This window comes from Borreliella japonica (assembly GCF_030438115.2).
GTDB lineage: Bacteria > Spirochaetota > Spirochaetia > Borreliales > Borreliaceae > Borreliella > Borreliella japonica.
In genome coordinates this window covers 490,309-513,743 of record NZ_CP124062.1, presented here as the reverse complement: position 1 = coordinate 513,743, position 23,435 = coordinate 490,309, and the positions used below count along the sequence as shown (strand labels likewise).

Sequence of the window (23,435 nt, the reverse complement as noted above, 5' to 3'; positions counted from 1 at the left end):
CTTTAAAACAGTGTGCTAATTATAATTACTCAACTTCTAAAGGCTTTTCAACCAATTCTAGGATAGCCATTTCAGCCGCATCTCCATATCTTTTCCCTAATTTAATCATTCGAGTATATCCACCACTTCTTTGTCTGAAAACCGGAGAAATTTTAGTAAACAGCTTATTTAAAATATACTTATCATGTATGAATTTTGATAATTCACGCCTATTATGCACAGTGTCAACTTTTGCCTTTGTAATTAATTTTTCAGCAAATCTTTTAACTTCAAGCAACTTTGCCTTAGTAGAAGAAATTTTTTCATGCCTTAAAAAAGAAATCACCATATTTTTTAAAAGTGCTCTCCTATGACTATATTTCCTACTTAACCTATTAAAACCCAATTTCGTTTTCATGAAGCAACCCAAACTCTCCTTTATTCAGATATTTTAACATTCTTACTCAATACAGATAAAGCATCCTCTTTGGACATTCCTAAAAACAATTGGTAAGAACCAAGTTTTTCAATGATCTCTTCTAAACTTTTTTTTCCAAAATTTCTCGCTTTAGAAAGCTCTTCTGCATTTTTACTAATAAGTTCCCCTAAAGTTCTAACATTTTCTTTGGCTAAACAATTTAAAGATCTAACTGACAAATCCAATTTCTCAATACCCATATCAAGTAAATTAGAACTTTCTGATTTTGATTTCTCAAAAGATATATTAACATTATCTTCAAAATCTACAAGAGGAAATAAAAACTCTCTTACTATTGATGCGGCCTTTTTTATTGCATCTTTGGCAGAAATCACCCCTGTAGTCCAAATTTCCATCACAAGCTTATCATAATCTGACCTTTGCCCAACTCTAGTATCTTCTACAGAATATGATACTTTCTCTATAGGCGAAAATATAGAATCTAAAGCAATAACATTAACTTCTTCTAAATACTTGGAATTTTGCTCAGAAGACACATAACCTCTACCATAATTAATTTGAAATTCAAGATCTAAACTCACATCATGTGATAAAGTGGCTATAACTAAATCTTTATTAAAAACCTCGACCCCATCTCTTTCAAAATGAGAAGCTTTCAAAACATTAGTATCTTTGCCACTAACACTGAAGCTTATTGTCTTCCTTTGCTCTCCTTCTCCAAGTTTCAAATGAATATTTTTAATATTAGCAATGACCTCAAGAGTATCTTCAGAAACTCCGGGGATCAAATCAAATTCACTTGAAACAACTTTTGACGAAGAGTCTTTATTATTAGATTGAACTCTCATAGCAGTAATCGCATACCCTTCAATAGAAGAAAGTAAAACACGTCTTAAAGTATTCCCTATAGTAACCCCAAAACCTCTTTCAAAAGGATATATTGTAAATTTACCATAAGATCCATCATCTTGGCTTTTCAAAAATTCAATTCTCTCAGGTATAGTGAAATCTTTCAAAAATTTTTCTAAAGGCATCATAACTCCTTCCAGCTAAACTCGTCTGGTTTTCTTAGGTCTGCATCCATTATGAGGAATGGGGGTAATATCTGAAATTGATTTTACAGTCATCCCTGTTGAACCAATAGCTCTTATTGCAGATTCTCTGCCAATACCTGGCCCTTTTATATACACATGAACATAATTAATTCCAAAATCTCTCACTTTATTTAAAGCAGATTCTGCTGTCACTTGAGCAGCATATGGGGTCGACTTTTTAGCTCCTTTAAAACCCATACCACCAGCACTTGCCCAAGCTAAAGCATTTCCCTTTATATCAGATACAGTAACTATGGTATTATTAAAAGTAGCTTGTATATAAACGTTTCCTTCTCCGATATTTCTTTTAATTTTTTTTTTACTATTAGTTGATAACTTTGCGTTCAACTTGCCCTCCAAATCTTAAAAACTAATTTTATTTGCTAGCTATTTTTTTATTAGCTACAGTCTTTCTTTTCCCTTTTCTAGTTCTTGCATTTGTTTTAGTTCTCTGCCCCCTTAAAGGTAAGCCTTTTCTATGTCTAACGCCCCTATAACATGCTATATCCATAAGTCTTTTAATAGACATAGCAACCTCACTTCTAAGCTTTCCCTCTACAACATAATCACTCTCAATAACCTTCCTAAGTCGATTAACCTCATCATTATCTAAATCTTTAGCAATTTTACTTGGAGAAATACTTGACTTATTACAAACTTCCAAAGCTCTTGTTCTACCTATGCCATAAATAGAAGTAAGCGCTATTTTTAATTGTTTACTACCTGGTAAATCTATTCCCGATATTCTAGCCATCTATTTTATTCCCTCTAATTTTTACTTTTGCCTTTGCTTGTGCTTTAAATTATCACAAATAATTCTTAATACACCTTTTCTTTTTATAACTTTACATTTTTCACAAATTGGCTTCACACTTGCCCTAACTTTCATAGTCAAACACTCCTAAATTTTTTGCAAAAATGCATAATTCTTTTTACTTCTATGAGAAAATCCTTGAGTTTTCAAATAAGCATCAATATGAATTAATGTATCAAGCGCAACTCCTACCATAATAAGTAAAGAAGACCCCCCCATTATCCTAGAAACATCATGCGGGAATCTAAAAATATTTTGCACTAAAAATGGAATAATTGCAATAATTGACAAAAAAATAGATCCTGAAAATAAAGTTTTATTCATAATTTCATCTAAATACTTTTCCATCTCATCAGACTTTATTCCAGGAATAGCACCCCCATTCTTGCGAATGTTATTACTTATATCTTTAGGACTTAGCTGAATCTTAGAGTAAAAATACGTAAATCCGATTATCAAAATTACATTCAAAAAAGTATAATAAAACCCGTTAGGTCTTAAATAAGATAAAATTTGCCTAGCTATAGAAGAAGTTTCCGCAAAACCACTTAAAATTTGTAAGGGCAAAGTAATTAAAACAGAGGCAAAAATAACAGGCAAAACGCCCGATGGATTCAACTTGATTGGCAAATATGAACTAACCGTACTATTAGAATTTGCCCTAGCGTAATGAATAGCAATTCGCATTTGAGCTTTATATTCATATATAATTAAGATAACAACTAAAATAAATATACTTATAACAAGAATCACAAAAACAGGATTAACATTTTGGGAAGGATCTTGCATACTTTGGAATAAATTAAACAAAGCTGCTTGAAGTCTAACCACTATACCAGAAAAAATTATCAAAGATGTTCCATTGCCCACACCTCTTTGATTAATCTGCTCTCCAAACCACAAAAGAATAAATGTTCCCGTAGTAACTGTTAAAATAGCAATAAATATATATCTATAAAAAGAAATAGTAACGGCACCCGGAATACTCTTAGCATAAAGACTTGTTGCATATCCTTGAACTACAGCTGCAACTATTGTTAAATACTTAGTATATTTTTTAGTCTTTTGTCTCCCACCATCACCTTCTTGCATTTTTTTCAAAGAAGGAAAAGAATAAACAAGAAGTTGAACAATAATAGATGCTGAAATGTAAGGCCCTATACTAAGCATAAATATAGAAAAATTACTAAAAGCTCCGCCTGAAAAAAAATCAAAATAATTAGCAATTGAAAAATCCGATTGTGACTTGAAATAACTTTTAAGCGCTACAGAATCTATTCCTGGTATCGGCAAGTAAGAACCAACTCTAAAAAGGAAAAGAATAAATAAAGTAAACAAAAACTTACTTCTCAAATCCTTAACAGTAAATAAACTTAAAAACAATTCTTTCATTTTTATTCCACTTTAAACTAATTTAATAGAACAACCAATCTTTATTGCAAGGCTTTCGGCCGATTTAGAAATTTTAGAAACCTCCAAGGAAACTTTTTTTGTAAGCTCGCCATTAGACAAAATCTTAATTTTTTTATTTTTCTTTCTTATAAGTTTATTTTCAAGCAGACTATCATAGTTGACCACCTGTCCATCCTTAAATTTTTTATCTATATCTCCAAGATTAACAATTGCATATTCTAATTTATAATTATTATTAGAGAAACCTCTCCTCGGCAATCTTCTATAAAGAGGAGTCTGCCCACCTTCAAATCCAAGTCTTGGCGAAGTATTTCTTGCTTTTTGACCCTTTTGCCCTCTCCCAGAAGTCTTACCAAGCCCTGAACCTGGACCTCTGCCAACAATCTTACGTCGCTTATTCGCCCCCTTAGGCCTTAATAAGTTAAACATTACTTACCTCGCTTAATAAAATCATATTAATAGTCTCGTTAAGCATGCCTTTAATAGATTTATTTAAAAAATGTACCTTTTTATCGCCTATTTTATTCAAACCCAATGCTTTTAAAACTTTGACCTTTTTATTTAATTTTCCAATAAGACTTCTTACAAGAAAAACTTGCACATTAATATTATTTTTAGAAATAATTTCCCTATTCTTTTCCATTCTTTTAATAAAACACTTATTTTTAGACCTGGACCTTGAAGCATTAAACCTAGATTTCTTTAGTTGTAACCTTAATTTCCTTTTAATCATATACTAACCCCATAAAGTTTTCAAAGTTTTTCCTCGCATCTCTGCTACTTTTTCACCATCCAAAACTAAATCAAATGCCTTAAAAGTTGCTTTTACTACATTCATAGAATTATTAGAACCAAGAGATTTACTCAAAATATCATGAACCCCTAAAGCCTCCATCACAGCACGAACAGGGCCCCCTGCAATAACACCAGTACCGTGGGTAGCTGGCTTGATTAAAACTTTAGCTTTTTTAAAACAACCAATAACCTCATGCGGTAATGTTCCTTTTCGAATAGGAACAAATTTCAAATTCTTCCTGGCACTTGTTAAACTTTTTTTTATTGCATCACTAGCATCATTGGCTTTACCAAAGCCCCAACCAACATGCCCTTCTCCATCTCCAACAACCATGAAAGCAGCAAAAGAAAATCTTCTCCCACCCTTAACAACCTTAGTAACTCTGTTGAGTGATATTAATTTTTCTATCTGCTTTCTCTGAGCCTGAACATCTACCATAAATACACTCCCTTAAATATTAATACCAAACTCTCTCAAAGAAGTTGCAAAACTTGCAATAAGTCCATGATACCTATAACCATTTCTGTCAAAAACAAGATTATTTATACTTTTCTCCTTAAGCCTTTTGGCGAGAACTTCTCCAAGTTTTTTTACATCATCAATATTTTTACTTAAATTAAGACTTTTTTCAATAGTAGAAATACTTGCAACAGTATGTCCCTTACTATCATCTATAACTTGCACATAAAAATACCTATTAGATTTAAATACAGTAATTCGTGGCCTACTAGCTACCCCACGCCCTATTTTGTCCTTTATTCTTTTTTTACGCCTAAGCTTTCTCTGCTCTGCTTCTTTTATTTTTTTCATAATTATTAACCCAAAATTTATTTTTTTACACCAGATTTTCCAACTTTTCTTCTAATAACTTCATTATCATACTTAATACCCTTTCCTTTATATGGCTCTGGTTTTTTTAAACTTCTAATCTCAGCAGCAACTTGACCAACTTTAAACTTGTCTATTCCTTCAACAGAAATTTTAGTATTACCGTCAAGCTTTACAGTAATACCATCTGGAATAACATATTCAAATTGGGTTGAATAACCAAGACTTAAAAAAAGGCTATTACCTTGTTGTTCTACCCTATACCCTATGCCATTTATAGTAAGAGATTTGGAAAATCCTTCAGTTACTCCTTTTACCATATTAAAAATCAAACTTCTGTAAAGACCATGGTAAGCTTTTGCTTTTTTATCATTAAAAACCCGATCAATAATAATACTGTCATTCTCAACTTTAACATTAACACTGTCTTTTACATTTTGAACTAATCTTCCCCTAATACCTTCAACTATTACTAAATTGCCTTTAACATCAATCTTAACAGCATCTGGAATCTTTATTGGAAGTCTTCCAATACGTGACATATATCCCCCTATTAAACTACCAAACTGAGCAAATCAACTCACCACCTATTTTTTCATCTTTAGCTTTCTTGCCGGTAATAACACCTTGAGAAGAAGATACAATTAATATTCCATATCCATTCTTTATTCTTGGCATATTTTTATATGAAGAATAAATTTTTCTACCAGGAGTAGAAATGGCATCTATTTTGTTTATAACAGGATTTCTTTTATTGTCATACTTTAACAAAACCCTAATAAAAGCAATTCCTTCTTTTTCTAAAAAATTAAAATCCTTAATATAGCCCTCTTCTTTAAGAATGTTTAATATTGACTTATTCATATTAGACATCTTTAAATCTACAGATCCATGCTTAACTCTACTTGCATTCCTCAATTTAGTTAGCATATCTCCTACCGAATGAGTAATCGCCATAAAATCCCCTTACCAACTTGATTTTGAAACGCCAGGAATTAATCCTTCAGACGCATACTTCCTAAAACATATTCGACACATACAAAAATCTCTCAAATATCCTCTTGGACGACCACACAATTTACATCTATTATTCCGTCTTGTTTTATACTTAGGCTTCCTTAAAGCCCTGATAATCATTGATTTTTTAGCCATATACCTTATAAATCCCTTTAATTATTAAATGGCATTCCAAATTTCAAAAGCAAAGCCTTGCTTTCTTTATCATTTGAAGCTGTTGTCACAATTGTAACATTCAAACCAGATATTCTCTCTATTTTATCATAATCTATCTCGGAAAATATTATTTGCTCTGTTATACCAAAAGAATAATTCCCATTACCATCAAAAGCATCCCCTTTGATTCCCCTAAAATCCTTAACCCTTGGTAATGCCAAATGAATAAGCTTATATAAAAATTCATACATTAAATTGCCTCTAAGCGTAACTTTAGCGCCTATTTCTTGACCTTGTCTAATTTTAAACCCCGCTATTGCTTTTTTTGCTTTTGTCTTTACAGCTTTCTGACCGGTTATCTGAGCAAGCTCCAAAGCTGCAGAATCTAACAACTTCTTATTCTTGATAGCTTCACCAACACCTGTGGAAATTACTATTTTTTCAAGCTTGGGAACTTGCATTATAGATTTATATTCAAATTCCTTAACAAGCTCTTTTATGACAATGTCTTTATAATATTTCTTCAATTCAGGAACATAATTCATAAACTCTATATCCTCTGCCCATTTTTTTTAAGATATCTTATTTTTTCATTATTTTCAAATCTAATACCTAACCTTGAAGAAGTTCCTTTGATAAATATCATCACATTTGAAATATCTATAGCGGCCTCCTTATCTATTATTTTACCTTTTTCTTGGGGTGTCCTAGCTTTGATAACTTTTTTAACCATATTACAAGACTCAACAATAACTTTATTTTTTTTTCTATTTATACTAGCAATCTTGCCTATTCTTCCCCTATCTTTTCCAGAAAGAATTTTTACGCTATCACCTATCTTCAACTTTGTCTTCACGAAACCCCCTTTTGCTATATCACCTCTGAAGCCAATGATACTACCTTCATAAAATTAGCATCCCTAAGTTCTCTTGCAACAGGACCAAATACCCTTTTACCCCTAGGGCTCAAATTAGCATCAAGTATCACACAAGCATTATCATCAAACCTAACATAAGTTCCATTCTTACGTCTTATTTCTTTAGAAGTTCTAACAATTACAGCCTTACAAACATCTCCTTTTTTAACAGAAGAATTAGGAATTGCTTGTTTTACTACAATGGTTATTATATCCCCAATTTTGGCATAACGCCTTTTACTACCGCCAAGAACCTTAATACATTGAGCAACCTTGCCACCAGTATTATCAGCAATTGTTAAATAAGTTTGCATCTGAATCATAATCAACCTCCTTTAGAAAAATAAAAGCTATTTTAATTTTTCTAAAACCTCAACAAGAGACCATCTTTTATCCTTACTAATAGGTCGAACCTCAATAATTCTTACCTTATCACCAACCTTTGAAACTTCTTTGTCATCATGCGCCTTAACTTTCTTACTAACCTTTAAATACTTACGATAGATTGGATGCATCTTTCTCTGAACGATTTCTACTACTATAGTCTTAGACATTTTGTCACTAACAACTTTACCAATTAATTCTTTTTTATTCTCTCTTGCCATATTTAAACCTTTCTAATACCTAATTCATATTCACAAATCATTGTATTAAGTCTTGCAATATCACGTCTAATCTCTCTTTTCTTTAAAGGATTTTCAACATGACCAACAACAGATTTGAATCTTAAATCTAAATACTCCTTCTTTAATTCTAGCCTTTTAGCCTTCATATCCTCAAGAGTAAAATTCTTAAAATTTTTTAACATAATTACCTCAAATCTCGCCTTACAACAAACATGGTTTTTACTGGAAGCTTAGAACTAGCAAGTGACATAGCCTCTTGAGCAAGCTCTTCCACAACTCCGGCCATTTCAAACATAACAGTGCCAAGCTTAACAGGAGCATTCCAATGATCAACACCCCCTTTGCCCTTACCCATTCTAGTTTCAGCCGGTTTTTTGGTATAAGGAATATCGGGAAATATTCTTATCCAAACTCTCCCGCCTCTTTTTATTTTACGAGTCATTGCTATACGAGCAGATTCAATTTGTCGAGCAGTAATAAAATTTGTTTCCAAAGAAACAAGTCCATATTCACCAAAAGAAATTTTATTACCCTTTTGAGCCTCTCCAGATAATCTTCCCCTTTGCTTTTTTCTATATTTAACCTTTTTTGGACTTAACATCTAATCATCCTCCAATATTCTGATCATTAGAATCTACCCTTTCTTTAGAGAAAGACGAATTAAATTTATTTAAAAGACCTACTTCGTCTTTAGACAATCCATCTTTTTTATCTAAAGTTCTAATTTGTTTTTCATTAGTGGCCTTCTCTCTATTATTTAAAATTTTATCAAAATTTTTAACAGTCCCACCTCTTTCCCTAAAAGGTTTTTTATTTATTACCTGACCAGCATCAGAATTGGTTTGTCTACCTAAAACTTCACCTTTGAACAACCAAACTTTAACTCCAATAATGCCATAAGTAGTTTGAGCTTCAGAAAACCCATAATCTATATTAGCTCTAAGAGTATGCAAAGGGACCCGACCTTCTTTAACTTCAAAGCTTCTTGCAATCTCAGCCCCACCAAGTCTACCAGCAATTTTAATTTTTAGCCCTTGAGCACCTTTTAACATAGAAGTAGAAAGAGACGATTTTAGAACTTTCCTATAAGACACTCTATTTTCTATTTGTTTTGCGATCCCATTAGCAATAATTTTAGCATCAAGCTCCGGTCTTTTAACCTCTTTAATTTTAATACTAATCTTTTTAGAAATTTTTTTAGTCAACAATTGACCAATCTTTTCAAGGTTAGAACCTTTAAGCCCTATTACAGAGCCAGGTCTTGGAGTAACAATTACTACTGTTACTTTTTGAGGATTATTTCTAATTATTTCTATATCAGAAATATCAAATTTGATCCCTTTAAGAAACTTCATAATTTCTAGTCTTATTAAAAAGTCTTCATGAAGAATTGTAGAATACAATTTTTTATCAAAATACCACTTTGATTTCCAATCCTTATTAATTTTCAACCTTAAGCTATATGGATGTACTTTTTGGCCCATGCTTTATCCTTTAATACCTTTTTTTTCGTCAACTTCAACAAAAATATGGCAATTTCTATTAACAAGCCTATCAGCTCTACCTCTAGCTCTAGGCCAAATCTTTTTACGACGACGTCCATCATCAACCATAACTATTTTAACAAATATCATGTCCTCGGAAAGATTTTTATTGTGATACATCGCATTTGATGCTGCTGATTTAACAACTTTTTCTAAAAGCTTAGCTCCTTTGTTAGGCATAGAACAAAGCACTGCAATAGCTTTAAGATAAGACTTTCCCCGTATATTGTCAGCTATTGGCCTAACCTTTTTTGGAGAAGAGGGTAAATTTTTGCCCTTTGCTGTATATCTTCTATCTAATAACATAGCTACTTTACTTCCTTCCCTTTTTATCTGACTTGGCATGTCCTCTAAAAATCCTTGTAGGTGAAAACTCACCAAGCTTATGCCCCACAAGATCCTCAGTAATATAAATAGGTATAAAAGTCTTCCCATTGTATACAGATATAGTAAGACTTACCATTTCAGGAATTATTGTTGAAGATCTGGAATAGGTTTTAATAACAACCCTTTTTTCACTTCCAAAAGACGATAAAACTTTTTGATAAAGACTCTTTTCTATAAAAGGTCCTTTTTTAATAGATCTTGCCACTATATTCTCCTACTTATTTCTTTTTTTAATAATAAATTTATCTGAATATCTCTTTTTCTTACGAGTTTTATAACCTTTAGTAGGTTGTCCCCAAGGAGACACGGGATGACGACCTCCAGAAGTTTTTCCTTCACCACCACCATGCGGATGATCAACAGGATTCATAGCAACACCTCTAACCTTAGGTCTTCTGCCAAGCCACCTACTTTTGCCAGCTTTACCTATAGAAACATTTACATAATCTTCATTTCCAATTTCACCAATTGTTGCAATACATTTTTTAAAAATTAATCTCATCTCACCAGACGACAATTTTACAGTGACATAATTTCCATCAGAAGCAAGTATCATAGCATATCCCCCAGCACTTCTTACAAGCTGTCCACCCTTTCCTACATTAAGTTCAATATTGTGAACAGTTCTTCCAATAGGAATATTTTCAAGGGGCAAGGCATTGCCAATTTTAATTGGGGCATTCGGACCACTTTCCAAAACATCTCCAACCTTAATGCCTTTAGGAGAAATGATATATCTTTTTTCTCCATCTTTATAAACAAGCAACGCTATGTTAGCACTTCTATTAGGATCGTATTCAATAGAAGCAACTCGAGCAGGAATGCTAAATTTATCTCTTCGATTAAAATCAATTAACCTATATCTTCTCTTATGTCCACCACCTCTTCTTCTAATACTAATCCTACCAGAAGAATCTCTGCCCGATTTAAATTTTTTACCTTTTGTTAAAGATTTCAAAGGATCATTACCTTTGCTCAAATCATCAAAAGATAAAGTCGTCTTATAGCGCAAAGAAGAAGTTTTTGGCTTATAAGTCTTAATACCCATATTTATTTTTCTCCAAAACCACTAAAAAATATCTATTTTATCTTCCTTTTTAAGATAAACATATGCCTTCTTCCATGAAGAAGTTTTCCCTTTACCTATAGGATATCCTCTTCGAGACACCACAACCTTGGCTTTACTTTTAATATTAAGCAAATTACACGACACTGGAGTAACATTGAAAAGTTCTTTTATTGCTGCACCAACCTCTTTTTTATTTGCTCTCTTATTAACCTTAAAAACATAAACATTAATATTTTCCCTTTGAGTATTGGTTTTTTCAGTAAGCATAGGTGAAACTATTATATCATAAGCTTTCATACTTATCCTCAACATCTTTTTTTTATTTAACGTAAAACTCATTGAGCTTGTTAACAGCAGATTCCAGAGCTATTAAATTCTTAGCATAAAACAAATCAACAACTCTAAGTTTATTAAAAGACAAAATCTTCAAATCTCTTATATTTTTGCCAGCCCTTTTAATCATCTGATCATCGTTGCCCAAAAGAATAACTACCTTGCCATTAAAACTTGCAAAATTTTTTATTATTAAAGCAAGATCTTTTGTTTTTCCTGATTCAATATTAAAATTTTCAATAACTTTAAAACTATTTTCATCAGCAGCACGCAAACTCAATACAGACTTAAATGCAAGTCTTTTTACCTTTTTAGGCAATCTGTAGCTATAATCTCTAGGCTTTGGCCCTAATGCTATGCCTCCGCCAATCCAAACTGGATTTCGCTTTGTACCCACTCTAGCCCTACCGGTTCCTTTTTGCTTCCAAGGCTTTTTAGAACTACCCCTGACCTCTGATCTGGTTTTAGTTGAAGATGTTCCAACCCTAATATTAGACAACTCATTTTTTATAGCATTGTAAATAGAACCATGACTAATTTCTATATTAAAAACTCTATCATCCAAATTTATAGTCCCAATCTCTTTCCCATCTTTAGAAAAAACTTTTCTTTCCATACTAAATACCTACTTTTTAGATTTCTTAACGACAACAAAAGAACCTTTAGCCCCGGGTACAGCTCCTTTTACTAGGATAGCTCTCTTTTCTTCATCAATTAAAACAACTTCAAGATTTTGAATAGTTTGTTGATTTCCACCCATTCTACCAGCCATTTTGGTCCCTTTAAATGTTCTTGCGGGAGTAGTAGCTTGTCCTGTTCCACCAAGATGTCTATGGAATTTTGATCCATGAGAAGATGGCCCACCACTAAAATTATACCTTTTCATAGCCCCTTGAAAACCTTTACCTTTAGTGGTACCTGTAACATCTACACACTTAACTGACTTAAAAACATCGACCTTAATCTCATCACCAGCTTCATACCCCTCAACCCCCTTAAGCTCTATTACATATTTTTTAGGCTCAATATCTTTTAAATTTTTATACTGACCTCTTATAGGTCTTGAAACTTTAGAACCCTTAAGATCAACAGAACCTGCTACAAGAGCGCTATAACCATCTCTATCAACTGTTTTCTTCCCTATAATATAATTGGGCTGAAACTCTATAACAGTAACAGGAACCACAATGCCATTTTTCTGAAATATCTGAGTCATGCCAACTTTTTTTCCAATCAATCCCAACATTAAAACACCTCAAATTCATATACTTAAAATATCATTTACTGTTTAATATCTACTTCAACACCTGCTGGAAGCTCTAATTTCATTAAAGAATCCATTAACGCAGAAGTGGGCTCTAAGATATCAATAAGCCTTTTATGAGTTCTCATCTCAAATTGCTCTCTTGATTTTTTATTAACATGAGGAGAACGTAAAACAGTATACTTTTTTATTTTTGTCGGCAAAGGGATTGGACCCTTAATCTGGGCCTTAGCCTTATGAACAGCCTTAACAATAGACTCGGCACTCTGATCTAATATTTTAACATCAAAACTAAATAATCTTACGCGTATCTTATCTTTAGCAATCAATTTATTCTCCTAAACTTTAGAGAGTATTAAATATATCCCCAAAGCCTTAAACTATTCCAATATCTCAAGAATTCTTCCTGAAGCAACAGTTCTCCCACCTTCTCGAACAGCAAATTCTACATTTTTATCCATAGCTATTGAAGAGATCAGCTCAACAATAATATCAACATTATCACCTGGCATAACCATTTCTTTGCCCTCTAAAGCAACAACGCCAGTAACATCAGTTGTTCTAAAAAAGAATTGTGGTCTATATCCTGGGAAAAATGGCTTATGCCTACCGCCTTCTTCTTTAGTCAAACAATAAATTGAAGCTTTAAACTTCTTGTGCGGAGTAATTGTACCTGGAGCTGACAAAACTTGCCCTCTTTCAATATCTTTTTTATCAACTCCTCTCAAAAGAAGACCAACATTATCCCCTGCTTGACCTTGCTCAAGAATTTTCTGGAACATTTCAACACCAGTAACAGTGGTTTTTCTAGTTTCTTTAATACCAACTATTTCAACTTCTTGACCAACCTTAATAATGCCTCTTTCAATACGCCCAGTAGCAACGGTGCCTCTTCCTGAAATAGAAAATACATCTTCAACAGCAAGCAAGAATGGCTTGTCAATATCTCTTTCTGGAAGATCAAAATAATTATCCATAGATTCAAGAAGCTCTTTAACACATTTTGTAGATTCAGGATCTTCTGGATTTGACATAGCCCCAAAAGCCGAACCCTTGATTATTGGAGTATTAGATGAAAAACCATATTTTTCAACAAGCTCTAAAACTTCAACTTCGACAAGTTCAACAAGTTCAGGATCTGCCAAGTCTAATTTATTTAAAAAAACTATTATTTTTTTTATTCCCATTCTTTGAGCAAGAAGCAAATGCTCTTTTGTTTGGGGCTCAGCACCACTATCAGCAGCAACTAAAAGTATCGCTGCATCCATTTGAGCTGCTCCTGTAATCATATTTTTTATATAATCAGCATGGCCTGGACAATCCACATGAGCATAATGTCTATTAGCTGTTTCGTACTCAATATGCCTAGCATTAATTGTTATTCCTCTTGCTTTCTCTTCGGGTGCATTATCAATATCTTCATACTTTAATGCTTTTGCATCTTTATTTAATTTTGAACAATAAATACTAATGGCCGCTGTTAATGTTGTTTTACCATGATCAACATGACCTATTGTTCCAACATTCATGTGCGGTTTTGTTCTTTGAAAAACTTCTTTTGCCATGATTAACCTCCTAAATCTCCTCACATTCTAAATAGCTACTTGCATTTAATCTCTTTTAAAATTTTAACAAATTTATTCTTATCAAAATAAGAAAATAGCTACAAATAATCAAAAAAATAAAAAATCAATTTTTAGAAATTGACCCGCACTGCGTGTTTTTCTAAAAAACTTTAATAGCTTTAAAAGTTTAAACATTTTATAAAATATAGTCAATATGCTTAAACTTTTAAACTCAATTAATCACGCATATAATAGCATTAAGAATCAACATGAACTTCATATTAACTAAAAAAACACAAAATAATAAAAAATAAGTTTTAAAAACATCTACTTAAAATAAGAAATGTTCAATTAATACTCTTAAAAACATGAAATTAAAAACAGTAATAAATAGTTTTTGAATCCAGCCGTCATTGAAAATTAATCAAACATCTTTATTTTATAAAAAAGGTTAACACTAACCCAATAAAAAAATATAATAAAAACAATGAAAACTCAAAAATTTGAGCTTAAATTACTACCAATACTTACAATTTCTAGCATTTCAATTGTTTTTACGTCTTGCATTAAAACAAGCACAATAAAATCAAAAGAACATGCAAAAGAAATTACCTATCTTATTAGCACTATAAAAACTAATAAAAAAGTAGAAATAGTGGACTACAAGTCTGACAGCAAAAATAATCTAATAATCACTCTTAAAAACAAAAGTAAAGAAAATATAAATGCAAATTCATTAGCAATTTTTAAAGAAGGAAGCAAAACAGGTGAATTAATCAAAGAAAAACTTAATGGATTTGAAACAAAAACTTTTTATTTGAAAACTAAAATCAATACTAAAAGAAAAAACATATTATATATTTTTGAAAAACAATAACAAAGAAGAGCAATTTAAAACCAAAATTATTAAAATTAATAAAGCTTAAAATAAACTTTATTTCAAGTAAAAATATTACACTCAAAAATAGATTAAAAAAAATAACCTAAAAGCTATTTTAAAGACTAAAAACATTGATTTGTTAAAAACAAAATCAATCATTTCCTTTTAACAAATATAAATAAATCTTAATTGCTATTTGTATTTTTTAATTAAGATGGGTTTAGTCCAATAACGATTGCAAGTAAAAATAACTAAAATTATAACTGCTAAATAATTTGAAATTATAAAAGCATAACCTAAAGAATTTTCAATTATGCCAAAATACTGAAAAATAAAAACTACTGGAAGACGAATAAGCCATAATCTAATAAAAATAATAATCATTGCGATTTTTGTCCTACCAGACCCAATAAGCCCTGCAAAAAATACCTGTTGCAAGCCATATCCAAAAGTACCAATAGTTGTTAACAATAAATAATTATTAGCATAATTTAAAACTTCTAAATCATTTGTAAACAACTTTAGTATAAACTGTTTATTAATAATAACAATCGAATTTATTATTAATAAAATGACTAAAGAAATAAAAAATCCTTTTTTCAAAACTTCTCCCACTCTATTGATTTTCTTAGCACCAAGATTTTGACCAACAATTGAAATAATTCCAGTACCAATTCCCATAGCAGGAAGAAATAAAAAAGAAATAATAGTATTTGTAAGTCCATACGCTGCTAGAAATTTGGGACTAATCTCAATAACAATATAATTGAAAATAAAAAAAGACAACGAAACCATTATTTGCCCAAAAGTTGAAGGTAATCCTAAATTAACAATTTCTTTAATAGATCTTATATCTAGCGCTAAATCCTTCGGATAAATTTTTAATCCACGGTTCAGTCTGTAAGTCAAAAATAAATAAAAAGCAACGGTTAGCAATTTTGAAAATAAAGTAGCCCAAGCAGCCCCAGTAATACCCATATTAAAACTAAATATTAAAATTGGATCAAGAATAAAATTAACAATATTGGCAAATAAAACTATTGTCATAGAAAGGATAGTTTCTCCTTGGGCATTTAAAATATATGTAATTGAAATGCTTAAAAACATAATAGGTATTCCAAAAATTGTCACATAAAAATAAGCCCTTGAAAGTTCTTTAAGCTCACCTTTTACACCCAATAAATCTAAAAGATGCTCAATAAAAAAAAAAGCACAAATAGCCACAAATAAAGATAAAACAAAGTTTAAAACAATAAGTTGCCCTGCATACCTTGAAAAACGAGAAAAATTTCCCTCTCCTATACATTTTGAAATCAAAGAAATGCTTCCTGTAGACATGCCCATAGCAATAGCCATAATAAAAAAATTTACAGGACCAGCAAGTGAAAGCGCTGACAAAGGCATAGCTCCAAGCTTACCAACATAGAACATATCAGTAAGATCATAAAAAGCTTGAATAATATTAGTTATAACAATAGGAAAACTTATTAAAAAAAGAACTTTGTATAAATTGCCATTCAATATTAACTCTCTAGTCTTACTCTTATCTGTAGACATAAAATTCTATCCTTATCTAAAATATTTTTTTATAAAAAATCTAAACTCAAATTTATCAATTAATAATAAAAAAGTATTTAGTTTTTAATTTAAAAAATTAAAAACTAATATGCAACGTCAAAAAATTAGCAATTGACATGTTATGCGCTACAATAGTCAAGATACAAATAAAGTCTATTAACCCTCTACACCAAAAAAATCATATCCAAAACCAGAAAAATTAAAACCATTCACGCAATTAAAGCTGGACAATAAACACTCATTTAGAATAATAATTAATATTATAAAGACAAAAATTAAAAATCAGAACTACCTTTGTAAATTTTTCTCAATCTAATGTCAAACTATTGACTTTTAACTTTCTTGATTTTTGCCCCTAAATTAATTAGTTTGTTAACTACATCTTCGTATCCTCTTTCAATTTGATAAACATTTTGAATCTCACTGCGACCTTCAGCAACAAAAGCAGCAATAAGAAGAGACATTCCTGCCCGTACATCCGGAGAAGATAAAACATTGCCCTTAAGAGGAGATTTACCCGTAACTACTACACGGTGTGGATCACAGAGTACAATTCTAGCCCCCATTTTTATTAACTTATCTACAAAAAACATCCTGGATTCAAACATCTTCTCAAAAACAAGGACTGTGCCTTCTACTTGAGTTGCAGTAACTATAATAATACTCATAAGGTCTGTTGGAAAGGCTGGCCATGGACCATCATCAATTTTTGGAATGTGCCCACCAAAATCTAGCTTAACTTTTAATTCTTGTTTATCTTTTACATATACATTGTCCCTATCATATTCAAAATTAATACCAAGTCTTGAATATATATGCCTAATTAACCTGAAGTGCTGAGGATCCGCTTTTTTAATTTCCAACTCACCCCCTGTTAATGCAGCAAGACTAATCAAAGAACCAACTTGCATGAAATCGGCTCCTATTCTAAATACGGTTCCACTTAATTTTTTTACACCCTTTATTTCTAAAACATTTGAACCAATTCCCAAAATATTAGCGCCCATTGAATTTAGCATATTACACAAATCTTGAACATGTGGCTCACAAGCAGCATTCATAATAACAGTATTTCCTTCGGCAAGAACTGCAGCCATAATGATATTTTCTGTAGCTGTAACAGAAGCTTCATCTAAAAACATTTCAACTCCAACAAGCTTATTGGCCTTTAAAACGATCCTTCCATCTTTTTTACTTAACTTAGCCCCCAGCTTACAAAGACCGTAAAAATGAGTATCAAGCCGCCTCTTTCCAATCACATCTCCTCCTGGAAGCGCCATATCTATTTCTCCAAATCTAGAAACAAAAGGTCCTAATAAAAGTATGGAAGCTCTAATTAAATCCGTAAGAGAAGAATCAATTTCTGTTTTTACAATATTTAAAACTTTTATTTTTAAAGCATTTCCCTTTCTTACGATCTCTGCTCCTATATCACTTAAAATATCCAAAACAACTTTCACATCATTAATATTAGGGATATTTTCTAAAATAACATCTTCATCGGTAAGCAAAGCGGCTAAAATACAAGGTAAAGCAGAATTTTTATTACCGCTAGCTGTAATTTGACCACCTATCTTAAAACCACCTTCTACAATATAACTATCCATAATCCATCCTCCTATACATACTATACATAAGAAAACCAATAAAAATAAATCATACAGATAAGATCAATTAAACTTAAAAAAATATCTGAAAAAAATAAATATTAAAAAATATCCACATCTTTTAAACTTGATTTATAATCTATATATTCTCTAACAGCCTCTACAGAAAAAGAATGCCCATCCTCATCGATATCAATTAAAACACCGTTAAAGCCAATCCCTTCCCAAGATTCATTAAATTTCTGATTTAAAAATCCTTTCAAAAATTTATCTATCTCTAAATTAGGATCATATCCAATAACGCTGTCCAAACTTCCAACCCTGCCTAAATCAGTTATAACAGCAGTATTATCTAAAATTCTCAAATCAGCTGTTAAAATCCTTTTCCCGATTCCAAGACAGGCACTAACCCTTGATTTTAGATAAAAAAACAAAGCATTAACTTCAGCAGTAGTATTTGAATCAAAAAGAACAATAATATTGTTTGTTTGCATTTTGATTCTTTTATAAAAAAAATCAAAACTATAAAAAGGATGATTAAATTTATACTTAGTTACTCCTGTTTGACCTACAATTCTCATCACAGCCAATTTTTTACCATTAACATTATAAATAAAATAAGAATATCCTTTTAATTTTGAAGGACAATTTAAAGGCTTTAAAATAAAATTATATTTATCAAGATCATCGGACAAATCGGATCTTGCAAAAGCATTTTCACCTAAGGTTAAAACATCAACTCCATACTTCTTCAATAAAAAGGCATGCTTCTTGCCAAGTCCTCTTAAACCAGTAGTAAAATTATTGCCAGATATTACAAAATCAATTCTATTTCTAATCCTAAAGGATGATAAAAAAGATTTTATTGCAATAATTCCAGCTTTACCAACAACCTCTCCAGAAATTAAAACCCTTAAAGACACAAAGCCTCTCTTTTTATTGATCTAGTTCAAACAACTTAATGAGAAAACTTCTTACAATAAAAATTGACACAAAATACCCCACCAAAACAGCAAAAACAATCATCATTAAAATCAATATAAATTGCAAATAAGGCTTTACGATAATATTAAACCTAACAACCAAAAGAAACTCTAAAAAAAAAACTAAAAGCATTAAAGATAAGTTCATTAACATACATAAAATAAAACCCAAAATCTTCATGTATTAAACGCTTTTCTTTTTATAAAAAAAATCATAAACCAAAAATAAAATCATTCCTATAACAACATAGCTATCTGCAAGATTAAAAGTAGGCCATCTATCAAGTCCAAAAATTCCATAAAATTTGAAATCCAAAAAATCTACAACTCCAGAAGGTCTAAACAATCTATCAATAACATTTCCCACTCCCCCTGAAAAAATTAATAAAAGTGAAATCCTGACAACACAATTTTTCTCTTTCAAAGAGAGATAAAAAACAAATATTAAAATTAAAATGGGTACTGCAAGAAAAAAAAATTTTTTCAAACTATAATGGATATTAGAACCTATAGAAAATAAAATGCCTGTATTTCTTACATGTATTATTCTAAAAAAATTCTCAAAAAAGGAAAAATATATTGAACCCAATTTGACATACTTCACAACCAAATACTTAGAAAGTTGATCAAAAAAAATCAAACTAATAATAAATACAAAAATATTGAAATATTGCTTACTTTTAGCGCTCATACAAAAATCCTTATAAATTAGTATTTCTATAGATAAATTTAACCTCTAAATCTTCTTGAATTTTGAAATCTTCCATTAATTTAATTAAGCCAAAAGTTTCAGTAAAATAATGACCTGCAAAAATCAAACTCACACCACATTCTTCTGCTAAAGAATATATTTGATGAGAAGTATCTCCGGTTATAAACAAATCTACACCATGATATAAAGCCTCTTCAAAAAAAGAGTATCCAGAACCACTAACAATCGCAACCTTATTCACCGATTCTTTAAACTTTTTCGAAAAAAGAATATGCTTATTTTCCTTTTTAATTTTTTCTAAAATTTCAGAAAAATCAAAATCAGAATCAGCAATAACTCCTAGATTAAACCCTCCATAATTTGCAAAAGCAAAAGGATTTTTTAATCCTAAAAAATCTGAGAATACCTTACTGTGGGAATAAACAGAATGAGCGTCCATAGGTAAGTGCACTGAATAAAGAGCTAAATTATTTTCAATCAAGAATTTCATTTTATCATACATATTAGAAACAATGCGCTCTTTTTTTGACCAAAAAATACCGTGATGAGTAATTAAAAAATCATTTCCCCTTGCTTCCTTTAAAGTTGAATAGCTAGCGTCAACCGCAAAAGCAATCTTGTTAGCCTTGGCATTAAGATTACCTACTTGAAGACCATTTAAATTTTTATCAAAATGTTCATACTTCTTTATATCAAAAATTAAATCCAGTTTAAAAGACAAATCTCTCACATTCAAATTAAATTCTCCAAATTAAAGCATAACTTTGACCTTCTTTTAATCTTCTATAAGAATAAAGATTTTTCAAACAATACGTACAAAGTTTTGAATTATAAATATTTAAATTAAAACTAGAAAGCAAATTTAAATTAAAACTAGCATTATCAAAGTACATTTTATCATCTTTTACAGAAAAAGCGGTATTTAATAAACTTTTGCTAAATTTATTACTTACTCCTTCCAAGAAAGCTTCAGAAACCTCATAGCAACAAGATCTGTTATGGGGTCCAAAAACAATTTTCAAATCTTCAAAAGATGATCCCATTTTTTCAAACAAAAACAACATTTTTAAAATAATCAATTTAAAACTTCCTTTATATCCACTGTGAACAAGTCCTATAATTTTTTTCACTGAATCATAAAAGTATACTGGAAGACAATCCGCAAAGTAAGTAACAAGAGCTACATCTAAAGAGCTGGTTATAAGACCATCTCCTTCTTGAAAATTTACAAAATCATCCTCAACTTTATAAATAATATCTGTGTGCAATTGCTTTAAATATTTTATTTTCTTTGACTTAGGAACAAAGTTGAAATTATCATTACTAAGTTCTTTTAAATTTAGATTAAAAGGTTTTTTAGTATAAATCATTCTAACATCATCAGCTACCCTAAATTCATAATAAAGTTCATGATCTATTGTTTTCATAATCTAAATTCTTCTCCCAAATAAAGCTTTTTGGCCTTTTCACTGCTTATTATATAATCAACATCACCCTCATCAAGTACTTGCCCCTGATAGACAATATAAGCTCTATCGATTATATCAAAAGCATCCCTTACATTATGGTCAGTAATAAGAACTCCAATGCTTCTTTCTTTTAAAATTTTTATTATATTCTTTATGTCTCCGATCGCAATAGGATCAATACCGGCAAAAGGTTCGTCTAAGAGCAAAAAATAAGGATTTACGGCCAAAGCTCTTGCTATCTCTGCCCGTCTTCTCTCTCCACCAGAAAGGGTATAAGCTTTTTGGCTTTGTATTCTTTTTATCTCAAATTCTTTAAGTAAATTCACAAGTTCTATCTTACGCTCAGCCTTAGATAGATCTTCTCTTCTCTCTAAAGCAACCATAATATTCTCTTCAACTGTAAGTTCCCTAAAAATTGAAGCATCTTGGGGTAGATACACAATTCCTATCCGTGCGCGCTCATACATATTAAGAAATGAAATGTTATAATTATTTATTAAAACCTTGCCCGCATTAGGCCTAATAAAGCCTACAATCGTATAAAATGTTGTTGTTTTACCAGCTCCATTTGGACCTAAAAGTCCTACAACCTCACCTTTATGAATGTCAATCGAAATGCCATTAACAGCAAATTTCTCACCATACTTTTTAATAATGTTATCTGCTCTTAAGACAACATTATTAACAGAATTAAGGTTAAGACTTTCCTTAATCTCTTTTATTTTATTTTTTTTCTTAAGAAACATCATTTTCAACTTGAGTAAACTCTCCCTCAACATCTCCCTCAAGTTTATACCTATTAGTATTTGTATTAAAAATTATCCTAGAAGCAGAATAATGATTATCTTTCTGATAAATCACTGGAACTCCCTCAAGAATTATTTCTTTTTCTTCTTTATTATAAGTCCCACTCTCAGCTCTTGCGAAAGTATCGTCTTTATATATTTTAACAGAATATTGCATAATATAAACATTCGCTTTATTACTGCCTTCAACTCTTTCTGCTTTAATGAGCATACTGTTTTCCAAGTCTTCAAGCTCAACCCCTTTTTGAAGATAAAAATTATCCAATTTTCTATTAAAAAACAAAAACTGGGCCTTAACATGCATCTTATTTTTATAATCCTCATAAAAAACATTGCCTCGAGCCTCAAGATATGAACCATTTTCTCCATAAATTTCAATTTCATCTGCTCTTAGTTTAAAATCTAACGAAATAACCTCTGAATTCCCTTTTAAAACAATTTTCCTATAAAAAGAAGACACTATTCCTTGTGCAAAATCTGACTTAAAGGTAAAATTAGCACCTCTTTCTTCATTTTCCTTAATTTTTTCAGACTCAGGCCTAGATTCTCTTTGTGCTGCTTGAATATTACTAATAAAAATAATAAAAATCCATATTAAAATTAAATCCCTCAATTCATGATTCCTTCAACCCCAGAATCAAAATAAAAAACATTGCTCTTTAAAAAATAAGAAAATCCTTTTCCTTTTATTTTGCTATCATTAAACCTAATTAATACTAGCTCATTTGGTGGGGATTGCAACTTCTTGTCTTTCTCCTTCCATAAAAGCCTATTTGAATTAAGCAAATAATAATTATTTTTATCCTCTATTTTAAATTCTACAGAATCTCTCATATCCAAATCCTTTGTAATATAAGAACCTTCTAAATTATTAAACTTCCCTGAAATTTCATTATCTAGAGAATAATATAAAAATCTTCCATTTTCTGCCTTATAAATTTTATAGTCATTAAAATAACTAAAACTTAAAGACTCTAAAACAGTTTGTTCTTTATTGTATACAACATCATAATACTTGATTCCTAATATTTCTATTGAAGGAAACTTTTTAGCCACATCAGACCTATTAGAATATTCATCATAATCAAAAGTACAAGCAAAAAACAAAAATAACGAATAAAGCCTAAGTATTTTCATAAATATTTTCCACAAGATTAGAA

39 protein-coding genes are annotated in these 23,435 nt (G+C 30.7%); 1 reads left to right on the top strand and 38 read right to left on the bottom strand.

Going from position 1 to position 23,435, the window contains the following annotated elements; translation table 11 throughout:
* Nucleotides 1–25 precede the first annotated feature (25 nt).
* The 28 genes from rplQ to tuf are packed head-to-tail and all read right to left on the bottom strand — an operon-like array spanning nt 26 to nt 14,240.
* The gene (rplQ, locus tag QIA21_RS03130) at nt 26–397 is read right to left on the bottom strand and encodes a 50S ribosomal protein L17 (protein ID WP_301393092.1); all 372 of its coding nucleotides are present in this window, start codon (nt 395–397) and stop codon (nt 26–28) included.
* Nucleotides 398–417: 20 nt separating this feature from the next.
* Complete coding sequence (locus QIA21_RS03125) at nt 418–1,452, bottom strand: DNA-directed RNA polymerase subunit alpha (protein WP_091972116.1); 1,035 nt, start codon at nt 1,450–1,452, stop codon at nt 418–420.
* Between the two features lie 15 nt (nt 1,453–1,467).
* Entirely contained in the window at nt 1,468–1,860 is a 393-nt protein-coding gene (gene rpsK / locus QIA21_RS03120; protein ID WP_301393090.1) for a 30S ribosomal protein S11, read from the bottom strand.
* A 28-nt stretch (nt 1,861–1,888) separates the two neighbouring features.
* Nucleotides 1,889–2,266, bottom strand: coding sequence for a 30S ribosomal protein S13 (gene rpsM / locus QIA21_RS03115; RefSeq protein ID WP_301393089.1), 378 nt, complete (start codon nt 2,264–2,266; stop codon nt 1,889–1,891).
* Nucleotides 2,267–2,287: 21 nt separating this feature from the next.
* Nucleotides 2,288–2,401 (bottom strand): 50S ribosomal protein L36, encoded by a 114-nt coding sequence (gene rpmJ, locus QIA21_RS03110; RefSeq protein WP_004790059.1) that lies wholly within the window; start codon nt 2,399–2,401, stop codon nt 2,288–2,290.
* A 12-nt stretch (nt 2,402–2,413) separates the two neighbouring features.
* Nucleotides 2,414–3,718 carry a preprotein translocase subunit SecY gene (gene secY, locus QIA21_RS03105; RefSeq protein WP_200780477.1) on the bottom strand — a complete coding sequence of 435 codons (1,305 nt, stop codon included), beginning with the start codon at nt 3,716–3,718 and terminating at the stop codon, nt 2,414–2,416.
* 12 nt (nt 3,719–3,730) lie between these two features.
* Nucleotides 3,731–4,168, bottom strand: coding sequence for a 50S ribosomal protein L15 (gene rplO / locus QIA21_RS03100; RefSeq protein ID WP_301393087.1), 438 nt, complete (start codon nt 4,166–4,168; stop codon nt 3,731–3,733).
* Nucleotides 4,161–4,472: a 50S ribosomal protein L30 gene (gene rpmD, locus QIA21_RS03095; RefSeq protein ID WP_091972124.1), complete on the bottom strand. Its 312-nt coding sequence runs from the start codon at nt 4,470–4,472 to the stop codon at nt 4,161–4,163. The genes rplO and rpmD overlap by 8 nt, the downstream gene beginning before the upstream one ends.
* Before the next feature lie 3 nt (nt 4,473–4,475).
* Nucleotides 4,476–4,973 carry a 30S ribosomal protein S5 gene (rpsE, locus tag QIA21_RS03090; protein ID WP_091972125.1) on the bottom strand — a complete coding sequence of 166 codons (498 nt, stop codon included), beginning with the start codon at nt 4,971–4,973 and terminating at the stop codon, nt 4,476–4,478.
* Between the two features lie 12 nt (nt 4,974–4,985).
* Nucleotides 4,986–5,345, bottom strand: coding sequence for a 50S ribosomal protein L18 (gene rplR / locus QIA21_RS03085; RefSeq protein ID WP_091972127.1), 360 nt, complete (start codon nt 5,343–5,345; stop codon nt 4,986–4,988).
* Between the two features lie 17 nt (nt 5,346–5,362).
* Nucleotides 5,363–5,905: a 50S ribosomal protein L6 gene (gene rplF, locus QIA21_RS03080; protein ID WP_091972129.1), complete on the bottom strand. Its 543-nt coding sequence runs from the start codon at nt 5,903–5,905 to the stop codon at nt 5,363–5,365.
* Nucleotides 5,906–5,921: 16 nt separating this feature from the next.
* Entirely contained in the window at nt 5,922–6,320 is a 399-nt protein-coding gene (rpsH, locus tag QIA21_RS03075; protein WP_091972131.1) for a 30S ribosomal protein S8, read from the bottom strand.
* Between the two features lie 9 nt (nt 6,321–6,329).
* Nucleotides 6,330–6,515, bottom strand: a complete 186-nt coding sequence (locus QIA21_RS03070) for a type Z 30S ribosomal protein S14 (protein ID WP_091972133.1) — start codon at nt 6,513–6,515, stop codon at nt 6,330–6,332.
* 17 nt (nt 6,516–6,532) lie between these two features.
* The gene (gene rplE, locus QIA21_RS03065; protein WP_301393085.1) at nt 6,533–7,081 is read right to left on the bottom strand and encodes a 50S ribosomal protein L5; all 549 of its coding nucleotides are present in this window, start codon (nt 7,079–7,081) and stop codon (nt 6,533–6,535) included.
* A 5-nt stretch (nt 7,082–7,086) separates the two neighbouring features.
* Complete coding sequence (rplX, locus tag QIA21_RS03060; protein WP_091972139.1) at nt 7,087–7,392, bottom strand: 50S ribosomal protein L24; 306 nt, start codon at nt 7,390–7,392, stop codon at nt 7,087–7,089.
* A 14-nt stretch (nt 7,393–7,406) separates the two neighbouring features.
* Nucleotides 7,407–7,775 carry a 50S ribosomal protein L14 gene (gene rplN / locus QIA21_RS03055; RefSeq protein ID WP_091972141.1) on the bottom strand — a complete coding sequence of 123 codons (369 nt, stop codon included), beginning with the start codon at nt 7,773–7,775 and terminating at the stop codon, nt 7,407–7,409.
* A 27-nt stretch (nt 7,776–7,802) separates the two neighbouring features.
* Nucleotides 7,803–8,057: a 30S ribosomal protein S17 gene (gene rpsQ / locus QIA21_RS03050; RefSeq protein ID WP_301393084.1), complete on the bottom strand. Its 255-nt coding sequence runs from the start codon at nt 8,055–8,057 to the stop codon at nt 7,803–7,805.
* A gap of 2 nt (nt 8,058–8,059) precedes the next feature.
* Nucleotides 8,060–8,260, bottom strand: a complete 201-nt coding sequence (gene rpmC / locus QIA21_RS03045; protein ID WP_002557077.1) for a 50S ribosomal protein L29 — start codon at nt 8,258–8,260, stop codon at nt 8,060–8,062.
* A gap of 2 nt (nt 8,261–8,262) precedes the next feature.
* Entirely contained in the window at nt 8,263–8,679 is a 417-nt protein-coding gene (gene rplP, locus QIA21_RS03040; RefSeq protein WP_091972145.1) for a 50S ribosomal protein L16, read from the bottom strand.
* Between the two features lie 4 nt (nt 8,680–8,683).
* Nucleotides 8,684–9,562 (bottom strand): 30S ribosomal protein S3, encoded by an 879-nt coding sequence (gene rpsC / locus QIA21_RS03035; RefSeq protein WP_301393083.1) that lies wholly within the window; start codon nt 9,560–9,562, stop codon nt 8,684–8,686.
* Nucleotides 9,563–9,565: 3 nt separating this feature from the next.
* The gene (gene rplV, locus QIA21_RS03030; RefSeq protein ID WP_091972150.1) at nt 9,566–9,928 is read right to left on the bottom strand and encodes a 50S ribosomal protein L22; all 363 of its coding nucleotides are present in this window, start codon (nt 9,926–9,928) and stop codon (nt 9,566–9,568) included.
* A 7-nt stretch (nt 9,929–9,935) separates the two neighbouring features.
* A complete protein-coding gene (gene rpsS, locus QIA21_RS03025) occupies nt 9,936–10,214 on the bottom strand; it encodes a 30S ribosomal protein S19 (protein ID WP_002557073.1) in 279 nt (92 codons plus the stop codon).
* A gap of 9 nt (nt 10,215–10,223) precedes the next feature.
* Complete coding sequence (gene rplB, locus QIA21_RS03020) at nt 10,224–11,057, bottom strand: 50S ribosomal protein L2 (RefSeq protein ID WP_091972152.1); 834 nt, start codon at nt 11,055–11,057, stop codon at nt 10,224–10,226.
* 21 nt (nt 11,058–11,078) lie between these two features.
* Nucleotides 11,079–11,375 (bottom strand): 50S ribosomal protein L23, encoded by a 297-nt coding sequence (rplW, locus tag QIA21_RS03015; protein ID WP_091972154.1) that lies wholly within the window; start codon nt 11,373–11,375, stop codon nt 11,079–11,081.
* Between the two features lie 22 nt (nt 11,376–11,397).
* The gene (gene rplD / locus QIA21_RS03010; protein ID WP_091972156.1) at nt 11,398–12,027 is read right to left on the bottom strand and encodes a 50S ribosomal protein L4; all 630 of its coding nucleotides are present in this window, start codon (nt 12,025–12,027) and stop codon (nt 11,398–11,400) included.
* A 9-nt stretch (nt 12,028–12,036) separates the two neighbouring features.
* Nucleotides 12,037–12,657: a 50S ribosomal protein L3 gene (gene rplC, locus QIA21_RS03005; protein ID WP_301393082.1), complete on the bottom strand. Its 621-nt coding sequence runs from the start codon at nt 12,655–12,657 to the stop codon at nt 12,037–12,039.
* A gap of 35 nt (nt 12,658–12,692) precedes the next feature.
* Nucleotides 12,693–13,004 (bottom strand): 30S ribosomal protein S10, encoded by a 312-nt coding sequence (rpsJ, locus tag QIA21_RS03000; protein ID WP_091972160.1) that lies wholly within the window; start codon nt 13,002–13,004, stop codon nt 12,693–12,695.
* Nucleotides 13,005–13,055: 51 nt separating this feature from the next.
* A complete protein-coding gene (tuf, locus tag QIA21_RS02995) occupies nt 13,056–14,240 on the bottom strand; it encodes an elongation factor Tu (RefSeq protein ID WP_301393080.1) in 1,185 nt (394 codons plus the stop codon).
* Between the two features lie 487 nt (nt 14,241–14,727).
* Between tuf and QIA21_RS02990 the strand changes: the two genes are divergently transcribed.
* Nucleotides 14,728–15,117: a hypothetical protein gene (locus QIA21_RS02990; RefSeq protein ID WP_301393079.1), complete on the top strand. Its 390-nt coding sequence runs from the start codon at nt 14,728–14,730 to the stop codon at nt 15,115–15,117.
* Between the two features lie 195 nt (nt 15,118–15,312).
* On the opposite strand, the gene QIA21_RS02985 is transcribed toward QIA21_RS02990, so the two are convergent.
* The 10 genes from QIA21_RS02985 to QIA21_RS02940 form a co-directional block, all read right to left on the bottom strand.
* A complete protein-coding gene (locus QIA21_RS02985; RefSeq protein ID WP_091972166.1) occupies nt 15,313–16,677 on the bottom strand; it encodes an MATE family efflux transporter in 1,365 nt (454 codons plus the stop codon).
* 344 nt (nt 16,678–17,021) lie between these two features.
* A complete protein-coding gene (gene murA, locus QIA21_RS02980; protein WP_301393078.1) occupies nt 17,022–18,305 on the bottom strand; it encodes a UDP-N-acetylglucosamine 1-carboxyvinyltransferase in 1,284 nt (427 codons plus the stop codon).
* A gap of 101 nt (nt 18,306–18,406) precedes the next feature.
* The gene (locus QIA21_RS02975) at nt 18,407–19,228 is read right to left on the bottom strand and encodes a TIGR00282 family metallophosphoesterase (protein WP_301393077.1); all 822 of its coding nucleotides are present in this window, start codon (nt 19,226–19,228) and stop codon (nt 18,407–18,409) included.
* A 13-nt stretch (nt 19,229–19,241) separates the two neighbouring features.
* Nucleotides 19,242–19,421, bottom strand: a complete 180-nt coding sequence (locus QIA21_RS02970) for a hypothetical protein (RefSeq protein WP_363323798.1) — start codon at nt 19,419–19,421, stop codon at nt 19,242–19,244.
* Nucleotides 19,422–19,472: 51 nt separating this feature from the next.
* Nucleotides 19,473–19,979 (bottom strand): signal peptidase II, encoded by a 507-nt coding sequence (gene lspA / locus QIA21_RS02965; protein ID WP_091972171.1) that lies wholly within the window; start codon nt 19,977–19,979, stop codon nt 19,473–19,475.
* 10 nt (nt 19,980–19,989) lie between these two features.
* The gene (locus QIA21_RS02960) at nt 19,990–20,736 is read right to left on the bottom strand and encodes a Nif3-like dinuclear metal center hexameric protein (RefSeq protein ID WP_301393075.1); all 747 of its coding nucleotides are present in this window, start codon (nt 20,734–20,736) and stop codon (nt 19,990–19,992) included.
* A gap of 1 nt (nt 20,737) precedes the next feature.
* Complete coding sequence (gene pgeF, locus QIA21_RS02955) at nt 20,738–21,427, bottom strand: peptidoglycan editing factor PgeF (protein ID WP_301393074.1); 690 nt, start codon at nt 21,425–21,427, stop codon at nt 20,738–20,740.
* Nucleotides 21,424–22,215: an LPS export ABC transporter ATP-binding protein gene (gene lptB / locus QIA21_RS02950; protein WP_091972177.1), complete on the bottom strand. Its 792-nt coding sequence runs from the start codon at nt 22,213–22,215 to the stop codon at nt 21,424–21,426. The genes pgeF and lptB overlap by 4 nt, the downstream gene beginning before the upstream one ends.
* Nucleotides 22,205–22,888 (bottom strand): LptA/OstA family protein, encoded by a 684-nt coding sequence (locus tag QIA21_RS02945; RefSeq protein ID WP_301393073.1) that lies wholly within the window; start codon nt 22,886–22,888, stop codon nt 22,205–22,207. The genes lptB and QIA21_RS02945 overlap by 11 nt, the downstream gene beginning before the upstream one ends.
* Nucleotides 22,885–23,412 carry a hypothetical protein gene (locus QIA21_RS02940; protein ID WP_091972181.1) on the bottom strand — a complete coding sequence of 176 codons (528 nt, stop codon included), beginning with the start codon at nt 23,410–23,412 and terminating at the stop codon, nt 22,885–22,887. The genes QIA21_RS02945 and QIA21_RS02940 overlap by 4 nt, the downstream gene beginning before the upstream one ends.
* Between the last annotated feature and the right edge of the window lie 23 nt (nt 23,413–23,435).

What these genes read in the sequence shown, in the direction of transcription:
- QIA21_RS02990 (WP_301393079.1), top strand. Translation starts at nt 14,728, where the DNA reads ATGAAAACTCAAAAATTTGAGCTTAAATTACTACCAATACTTACAATT.
- QIA21_RS03125 (WP_091972116.1), bottom strand. Translation starts at nt 1,452, where the DNA reads ATGCCTTTAGAAAAATTTTTGAAAGATTTCACTATACCTGAGAGAATT.
- secY (WP_200780477.1), bottom strand. Translation starts at nt 3,718, where the DNA reads ATGAAAGAATTGTTTTTAAGTTTATTTACTGTTAAGGATTTGAGAAGT.
- rplF (WP_091972129.1), bottom strand. Translation starts at nt 5,905, where the DNA reads ATGTCACGTATTGGAAGACTTCCAATAAAGATTCCAGATGCTGTTAAG.
- rplR (WP_091972127.1), bottom strand. Translation starts at nt 5,345, where the DNA reads ATGAAAAAAATAAAAGAAGCAGAGCAGAGAAAGCTTAGGCGTAAAAAA.
- rplW (WP_091972154.1), bottom strand. Translation starts at nt 11,375, where the DNA reads ATGAAAGCTTATGATATAATAGTTTCACCTATGCTTACTGAAAAAACC.
- rpmD (WP_091972124.1), bottom strand. Translation starts at nt 4,472, where the DNA reads ATGATTAAAAGGAAATTAAGGTTACAACTAAAGAAATCTAGGTTTAAT.
- rplE (WP_301393085.1), bottom strand. Translation starts at nt 7,081, where the DNA reads ATGAATTATGTTCCTGAATTGAAGAAATATTATAAAGACATTGTCATA.
- rplQ (WP_301393092.1), bottom strand. Translation starts at nt 397, where the DNA reads ATGAAAACGAAATTGGGTTTTAATAGGTTAAGTAGGAAATATAGTCAT.
- QIA21_RS02940 (WP_091972181.1), bottom strand. Translation starts at nt 23,412, where the DNA reads ATGAAAATACTTAGGCTTTATTCGTTATTTTTGTTTTTTGCTTGTACT.
- rpsM (WP_301393089.1), bottom strand. Translation starts at nt 2,266, where the DNA reads ATGGCTAGAATATCGGGAATAGATTTACCAGGTAGTAAACAATTAAAA.
- rpmJ (WP_004790059.1), bottom strand. Translation starts at nt 2,401, where the DNA reads ATGAAAGTTAGGGCAAGTGTGAAGCCAATTTGTGAAAAATGTAAAGTT.
- rpsQ (WP_301393084.1), bottom strand. Translation starts at nt 8,057, where the DNA reads ATGGCAAGAGAGAATAAAAAAGAATTAATTGGTAAAGTTGTTAGTGAC.
- lptB (WP_091972177.1), bottom strand. Translation starts at nt 22,215, where the DNA reads ATGTTTCTTAAGAAAAAAAATAAAATAAAAGAGATTAAGGAAAGTCTT.
- rplN (WP_091972141.1), bottom strand. Translation starts at nt 7,775, where the DNA reads ATGATTCAGATGCAAACTTATTTAACAATTGCTGATAATACTGGTGGC.
- tuf (WP_301393080.1), bottom strand. Translation starts at nt 14,240, where the DNA reads ATGGCAAAAGAAGTTTTTCAAAGAACAAAACCGCACATGAATGTTGGA.
- murA (WP_301393078.1), bottom strand. Translation starts at nt 18,305, where the DNA reads ATGGATAGTTATATTGTAGAAGGTGGTTTTAAGATAGGTGGTCAAATT.
- rplP (WP_091972145.1), bottom strand. Translation starts at nt 8,679, where the DNA reads ATGTTAAGTCCAAAAAAGGTTAAATATAGAAAAAAGCAAAGGGGAAGA.
- QIA21_RS02970 (WP_363323798.1), bottom strand. Translation starts at nt 19,421, where the DNA reads ATGCTTTTAGTTTTTTTTTTAGAGTTTCTTTTGGTTGTTAGGTTTAAT.
- rpsE (WP_091972125.1), bottom strand. Translation starts at nt 4,973, where the DNA reads ATGGTAGATGTTCAGGCTCAGAGAAAGCAGATAGAAAAATTAATATCA.
- rplC (WP_301393082.1), bottom strand. Translation starts at nt 12,657, where the DNA reads ATGTTGGGATTGATTGGAAAAAAAGTTGGCATGACTCAGATATTTCAG.
- rpsH (WP_091972131.1), bottom strand. Translation starts at nt 6,320, where the DNA reads ATGGCGATTACTCATTCGGTAGGAGATATGCTAACTAAATTGAGGAAT.
- rplO (WP_301393087.1), bottom strand. Translation starts at nt 4,168, where the DNA reads ATGTTTAACTTATTAAGGCCTAAGGGGGCGAATAAGCGACGTAAGATT.
- rpsC (WP_301393083.1), bottom strand. Translation starts at nt 9,562, where the DNA reads ATGGGCCAAAAAGTACATCCATATAGCTTAAGGTTGAAAATTAATAAG.
- lspA (WP_091972171.1), bottom strand. Translation starts at nt 19,979, where the DNA reads ATGAGCGCTAAAAGTAAGCAATATTTCAATATTTTTGTATTTATTATT.
- pgeF (WP_301393074.1), bottom strand. Translation starts at nt 21,427, where the DNA reads ATGAAAACAATAGATCATGAACTTTATTATGAATTTAGGGTAGCTGAT.
- QIA21_RS03070 (WP_091972133.1), bottom strand. Translation starts at nt 6,515, where the DNA reads ATGGCTAAAAAATCAATGATTATCAGGGCTTTAAGGAAGCCTAAGTAT.
- rplB (WP_091972152.1), bottom strand. Translation starts at nt 11,057, where the DNA reads ATGGGTATTAAGACTTATAAGCCAAAAACTTCTTCTTTGCGCTATAAG.
- QIA21_RS02985 (WP_091972166.1), bottom strand. Translation starts at nt 16,677, where the DNA reads ATGTCTACAGATAAGAGTAAGACTAGAGAGTTAATATTGAATGGCAAT.
- rplD (WP_091972156.1), bottom strand. Translation starts at nt 12,027, where the DNA reads ATGGAAAGAAAAGTTTTTTCTAAAGATGGGAAAGAGATTGGGACTATA.
- rpmC (WP_002557077.1), bottom strand. Translation starts at nt 8,260, where the DNA reads ATGTTAAAAAATTTTAAGAATTTTACTCTTGAGGATATGAAGGCTAAA.
- rplV (WP_091972150.1), bottom strand. Translation starts at nt 9,928, where the DNA reads ATGTTATTAGATAGAAGATATACAGCAAAGGGCAAAAATTTACCCTCT.